The 6,217-nt window shown below is 63.7% G+C and carries 7 protein-coding genes; 5 read left to right on the top strand and 2 right to left on the bottom strand.

Going from position 1 to position 6,217, the window contains the following annotated elements; genetic code table 11:
- Nucleotides 1-137 precede the first annotated feature (137 nt).
- From lolD to Q8K05_RS00460, 5 genes are all read left to right on the top strand, one after another.
- On the top strand, nt 138-836 hold the full coding sequence (lolD, locus tag Q8K05_RS00480; protein ID WP_305244593.1) for a lipoprotein-releasing ABC transporter ATP-binding protein LolD: 699 nt from the start codon (nt 138-140) through the stop codon (nt 834-836).
- A gap of 279 nt (nt 837-1,115) precedes the next feature.
- A complete protein-coding gene (locus tag Q8K05_RS00475; protein WP_305244591.1) occupies nt 1,116-1,391 on the top strand; it encodes a DnaJ domain-containing protein in 276 nt (91 codons plus the stop codon).
- A 13-nt stretch (nt 1,392-1,404) separates the two neighbouring features.
- On the top strand, nt 1,405-1,968 hold the full coding sequence (locus Q8K05_RS00470) for a hypothetical protein (RefSeq protein ID WP_305244590.1): 564 nt from the start codon (nt 1,405-1,407) through the stop codon (nt 1,966-1,968).
- 29 nt (nt 1,969-1,997) lie between these two features.
- Nucleotides 1,998-2,753: a hypothetical protein gene (locus Q8K05_RS00465; RefSeq protein ID WP_305244589.1), complete on the top strand. Its 756-nt coding sequence runs from the start codon at nt 1,998-2,000 to the stop codon at nt 2,751-2,753.
- 8 nt (nt 2,754-2,761) lie between these two features.
- Entirely contained in the window at nt 2,762-4,021 is a 1,260-nt protein-coding gene (locus Q8K05_RS00460; protein ID WP_370868740.1) for a hypothetical protein, read from the top strand.
- A gap of 49 nt (nt 4,022-4,070) precedes the next feature.
- Here Q8K05_RS00460 and Q8K05_RS00455 read toward each other — a convergent pair whose 3' ends face one another.
- The gene (locus tag Q8K05_RS00455) at nt 4,071-5,123 is read right to left on the bottom strand and encodes a VWA domain-containing protein (protein WP_305244592.1); all 1,053 of its coding nucleotides are present in this window, start codon (nt 5,121-5,123) and stop codon (nt 4,071-4,073) included.
- 31 nt (nt 5,124-5,154) lie between these two features.
- Nucleotides 5,155-6,135, bottom strand: a complete 981-nt coding sequence (locus Q8K05_RS00450; RefSeq protein ID WP_305244587.1) for a DUF58 domain-containing protein — start codon at nt 6,133-6,135, stop codon at nt 5,155-5,157.
- Nucleotides 6,136-6,217: the final 82 nt, after the last annotated feature.

The following is a 6,217-nucleotide window of genomic DNA, read 5'->3' as shown; positions in this document are numbered from 1 at the left end:
CTGGCGCGCCAGCCGCGTGAACCCGGCGGAGGCCCTGCGCTATGAATAATCTCGACATGACTTTCCCCGATTCACTCCTTCCCCCGCTGGGGGAAGGCCGGGATGGGGGACTCCCCGCATCCACGCTCCAGGCAGAAATCGTGCTGCGCGCCAGCGCCCTCACCAAACGCTTCACCGAAGGCCGGCTCGACGTGACCGTGCTTCAGGGCGTGGATTTGCAGGTGCACCGAGGCGAAACGCTGGCCATCGTCGGTGCCTCGGGTTCGGGTAAAAGCACCCTGCTGCACCTGATGGGCGGGCTGGATGCGCCCACCAGCGGGCAGGTCGAGCTCAAGGGCCAGCTGCTGTCTTCGCTGTCACCCGCCCAGCAGGGCGAATTGCGCAACCAGCACCTGGGCTTTGTCTACCAGTTTCACCACCTGCTGCCCGAGTTCAGCGCGCTCGACAACGTCGCGATGCCGCTGTGGATTCGGCGTCAGGACCGCGCAACAGCGGCGCAGGTCGCCAGCAAAATGCTGGCCAGCGTGGGCCTGCAAGACCGCCTGCACCACCGCCCGTCCGAACTGTCGGGCGGCGAGCGCCAGCGCGTGGCCATTGCCCGTGCCCTGGTCACGCAGCCCGCCTGCGTGCTGGCCGACGAGCCCACCGGCAACCTCGACCGAACCACCGCCGACGGCGTGTTTCAGTTGATGCTGCAACTGGCGCGCGAGCACGGCACCGCGTTTGTGCTGGTGACGCACGATGAAGCGCTGGCGGCCCGCTGCGGGCGGCAGCTGCGGCTGGTGTTGGGGAAGTTGTCGGAGTCGGTTGAGTCCACGGGCCTGCATGCAGGGTGAGCGCGGGACACCTGCCAAAATACACCGGGACTCTATTTTTAAGCTATTTTGCCTTCTAGCCCAATAGGGACGGGCGATGGTAGCTATTAAATTTATAGTAATTTGCGCCGCGCTCCAGTGCCGTCCGGCGGCCGGCAACCCGGCCCTGCAGGCAAAGCGCTCGTCAAGCATAATCACCGGCTCGCGCGCAGTGCCTGTTTGCCGGCCCTGCAAGGCTGGCGCTGCTTTTTTCAGCCTGCTGCATCCGCCCACCGGTTCCAGGACAACGCCACCACACGCATGACCGATCACTACACCACCCTGGGGTTGAGCAGCGCAGCGACGCTGGCAGACATCAAAAAAGCGTTTCGCCAGAAAGCGTCTTTCTGGCACCCTGACAAAAACGCCGCGCCTGATGCGGCGGCACGCTTTCGGGCGGTGCAAACGGCTTACGACGTGCTGTCGGACGCCGACAAGCGCCAGGCTTATGACGACAACCGCCGCCGCAACCTGCTTGACAGCCCGATCGACACCGCGCGGGACATCTGGAACCACTACTTCAACCCCCTGATTTGAAACAACCTACGGCATGAGCATTTCTCCCTTTTTCCTCAACCTGCGCTCGGCCTACCGGTCCGAAATGGACGACCTGACGTTTGACTCCGACGGGCGCGATGTGCTGCGCCAGCGGCTGGCCGAAAAACGCAAGGAAATCAGCTTTCTGGTCCAGATGATGGAACTCAGCCCCGAGATGGTGGCGGTGATCTTCCACCAGGGCTTTAGCTTCAGGCAGCCGGCCGTGATGGACCACCTGCTCAGCCATGAGGCCGATGAATTTCCGGCCTGGAGCGAGGTGTCTGACGGTATTGAACTGGCGCCGTGGGCCCGGGACCTGGCCCAGACTGTGCTGAAAGCGCCCGGCGGCGAGTGGTTCTTGACGGTGGCGGCGGGTCTGCACTACATGGCGGGCCGGCCGGACGCGGCCTACGCCGCGCAAAACGGGCATGGCGACGCCGATGAGGACGAAAACGACGGCGATGACCAGGATGAATTCGACGCGGATGAAGACGGCGACGAGCCCGGCGATGCCCGTGCCCGCAAAGAGGCTGGCGCCGACTGGATGGTCGGGCAGGGCTTTGACCGCAAAGATTGATGGACCGATAAAAGAGACGTGAAGCCTGTATGAACCACCTTGCCCTGATTGAAAAAACCCAAACCCTGATTGCCGCCGGCGACATCGTGGGCGCCGAGTCCGCGCTGGTCGAACTGGCGGACGCCGAGGGCGACGCCGCGCTGATGGTGGTGCTGGACCTGTTGCCGGCCAAGGACATCCTGGCGGTCATGCGCGAATACGACAACTCCAGGGAGTCGGTGGTCAGCCTGCTGGTCACGCCCGAGCAGTTTGCGCGCGCGGTGGTGATTGAAAAGCAATACAAGGACCTGACCCGCACCCACCTGCGCGGCATGATGAACGCGATCATCTTCAGGGAAGACGCGGACCCGCTGGCGTTTTTGAACGCGATTGGCGACCTGGATGGCGGCAGCGAAGCGCTGGCCGACTACTTCACCGAGAAATGGGACCGCGTGGAGGCCTTTGCCAGCACGGGCAGTTTTGATGCGATGAGAGACACCGGCGAGCTGGTGTCCAGGGCCGAGCTGCAAGCCAGAGCCTACGAAAGGCCGAGCGTTGAGCAAGACGAGATTGCCGACCACGACTGGATGGAGCTGGCCTGGCTGCTGCGTTACGAAAACCCGGACCTGTTCATTGAAATGCTGACGGTGCTGCGGGCCAAGGCGCGCGCCCACGATGCCGGTCTGGACGAGGACGAAGTAGCGGATGAAGAGGAAGAAGACGATGGCAAGGTCGAGACCGGCGACACCGACCGGGGCAAGGCCACGCCGGCCGCGCGCGAGTCGGATGAAGAATCGGCGATCTGACGCGCGCGATGCCCATGCACCCTTCCGTTTTGCCCGCTTCGGTTTCGCTTTACGACGCACGTCCGTTTTTTGAAAAAGCGCTGCAGTACGGCGTGCAGCACGGCATCATCGACCAGCCCAAGCTGGACGCCATCTGCGCCGATGCGCCCAAGGGCATGGTGCAGATTGCGCGCTACTTTGGCAACGAGTTCTTGCGACCGGACCTTGAAAAAGCCAAGGACCGCATCGTCAACCTGGTCAGCCTCTACCTTGAAAGCGCCAGCGGCGGCGACTTGCGGCAAGCCGCCGAGTCGCTGCAAGACCATTCGTTTTTGTCCCGCTCCAAAGGCGGCTCCGACCTGCTCAAGGCTTTGCTGGCCCTGCCCGAGAACACCGTTTTTGACACGCACCCGGGCGCTGTGGACGCGTCAGGCCCGCCCAAAGGGCTGGCCGAGTGGTCGCTCAAAAGCTTTGCCGACTACCAGGCAGAGCTCGCCCGGCGCACGCCCCTTCATCAGGAAAAAGGCGCGGCCCTCTGGCTGGCTGACCAGCTGGGACTGGACGCCGAAGAACTCGAAGAGGCGCACACCCACGCCGAGGCGGTGATTCGCACGGCGCTGCTGGTGCTGGCCACCCGGCGCACGGCCTGGCCCGACTGGGTGGCGTTTGAAAAAACGGTGGCGGCGCTGCGCAAGAAATACCGGCCCGACAGCGCCGAAACGTTGGCCATCGTCATTCCCGCCAACTTGCCCCCTGAATTTGCCGCCGTGGTGCAGGCATTGCAGCAATCCGTCGTGGCCGACCTGCCCCGGATTCTGGACAGTTCCCTGCCCGCCAGACGGCTTTTTGCCAAAGACAGCGACCACCATCATCCGCCGCTGCTGGGCCGCTATTTCTGGCTGGAAGACATGGCCAGCGAGATGGACCACCATGACCGCGCCATCTCCCGGGCCTGGGATAAGGCCACGGGCGGAAACTGCGATGACGGCTCGCTGCTCACCCTGTTTGTCTGCGTGGCGGCCGGTGCCGCGCCCAAAACGCTCTTGACCGAAAAAGGCGCTGCTGCCCTGGTCCGCAATATCCAGAAGGCGGGCGCCAAGCCGGGTTTTGAGCCGGAACTGGCACGCCAATACATCCTGGATCACGCCCCCGTGCAGTACCAGGAGGCCTACGTCCAGCTGTGGGCGGATTTTGTGGACGAGGCACAGGCCGCCCTGCAAAGCGATTCGGCGTTTGCGCAGCAAGACGCGCTGGCGTTGCTGCGGCGTGAGTGCAATGTGAAATTGTGATGGTCTTGTGAAGCTACGGCTATCGCTCTGAGCCGGCAAGGGATGCGCGTCAAAGAATCCGGTTAAACCACAGCAGCGACAAGCTGGCAGAGACCAGCGCCAGCGCCGCTGCCGCCAGGGCCAGCAGCGCGGAGATTTCCGTTTCCTTTTTCTCGACCGTCAGCCGCGCGCTGAGCGTTTCATAGACTTTTTTCAAATCGCCTGCCGTGCCGGCATAAAAATACTCGGCCTGGGTGGCACGGGCAATGCCCTTGAGGGTTTTCTCGTCGAGCTTGACACGCATGGACCAGCCCTCAAAACCGATGGTTTCACCCTCCACCGTGCCGACGCCGACGGTGTAGACACGCACGCCCCGGTCTGCGGCCGCCTTGGCCGCATCCAGCGAATCCACGCCGGTGGTGCGCTGGCCGTCGGTCAGCAAAATAATGGCGGCCGAGGTGTAGGAGCCGGGCGTGACTGGCGTGAAGTTTTTCTTGGCCTCCTTGCCGGCTTTTTCGGCCTGGTCGAGCGAAATTCCGTGCAGGCGCTCCCAGCCGGTTTCCAGCAACGCCAGGTCAATGCCCGCATCGGGGAACAACTCGGCCAGCGCTACCATCAGGCCGTTGCCAATGGCCGTGCCGCGCTGCAGCCGGAACTTGTCAATCGCCACTGTCAGGTCTTCCCGGTTCAGGGTCGGCGGCTGCACCACGGCGGCGGTGCCGGCAAAGGCCACCACCCCCACCCGCACATGGCGCGGCAAGTCGGCCAGAAAAGCCTTGGCAGCGTTTTGTGAGGCCACCAGCCGGTTGGGCTGAACATCGGTGGCGCGCATGCTGCCCGATACATCCATGGCGAGCATGATGGTTGTGTTTTGCGAGGGCAGGGTCACGACGGCAAATGGGCGCGATGCCGCCAGCAGCATGGCGGCCAGCGACAGCAGGAACAGCAGCGGCGGAACATGCCGGCGAAGGCCTTGCCCTTTGCCCATGGCCTCGCGCACGATGGACAGGCTGGCATAGCGCAAGGCCATTTTTTTCTTGCGCCGCAACAGCCAGACGTACACCACCACCAGCAGCGGAATGACCAGCAGCAGCCAGAGAAATTGAGGCCAGAGGAAGGTCATTGGAAAGTTCATGGCAGTTCCTCCGCGCAATTCAGGCGGTACGCCTCAGGTGGGCCGGCAGCCGGCCAGCCGCCGCACGGCCACTCGATGAACGGCTGCGCTGTTTGCGCAAGTCGGCAAAACGCATGATGGCATTGACCAGGTCATCATCGGTTGACAGCTCCAGCGTGTCCACGCCAGCGCGCGCCAGGGTTTGCCGCAGTTCGGCCTCGCGCTGGGCCGCGATGCGCGCAAAGCGCTTGCGAAAGCCGGCATCATGGGTATCGACCAGCAGTTGTTCGCCGGTTTCGGCATCGCGGATTGGAATCAGCCCCAAATCAGGCAATTCCAGCTCCAGCGGATCGAGCAGGCGCACGGCAACGACTTCATGCCGCTGGGCGAGCTGGCCCAAAGGCTTTTCCCAGCCTGCCTCGGTGATGAAATCAGACACCACGAACACGGTGGAGCGGCGGCGTACCAGCTTGGCGGCGGACGCCAGCAGTTCATGCAGGCGGGTAGGACCTGCGCTTTCGGCTTCCGGCCGCGTCTGCAGGGTATGCAGCAGGTGCAGCACATGATGGCGACCGCCACACGCCGGTATCGCTGCATCCACGCCCGCGCCGTAAAGGAGTGCGCCGACCCGGTTGCCGTGGCGGGTCAGCATGCGCGCCAGCACCGCAACGAAATCGGTCAAGACGTGGCGCTTGCGCTGTTCGCCAGAGCCAAAGTCCATGGACGGGCTCAGGTCGAGCAAAAACCAGGCGCTCATTTCCCGGTCTTCGGTAAAGACGCGCACATGGGGCTGCTGCAACCGGGCCGTCACGTTCCAGTCGATGTGGCGCACGTCGTCGTGATGCTGGTACTCACGCAGGTCCGCCAGGTCCATGCCGGTGCCGCGCAGCAGCGTGCGGTAGTCGCCCTGCAGTAAGCCGTCGAGGCGGCGCAGCACCGTCCATTCGAGCCGGCGCAGTAACTGGTCTGCGCTTTCTGCTGGCGCCTTTGGCGAAGGAAGGTCAGGCGGCGAGTTTTTCATGGGCGAGCGGCTTGGCGGGCGGCGGGATTCTGGCCATGATCTTGCCCACGATCTGGTCGGCAGAAAAGCCTTCGGACAGGGC

Source organism: Polaromonas sp. (assembly GCF_030682935.1).
In the GTDB taxonomy this organism is placed as follows: Bacteria; Pseudomonadota; Gammaproteobacteria; order Burkholderiales; family Burkholderiaceae_C; genus Polaromonas.
Note: the sequence above shows the minus strand (reverse complement) of the source record. Positions and strands in the feature narration are given on the sequence as shown.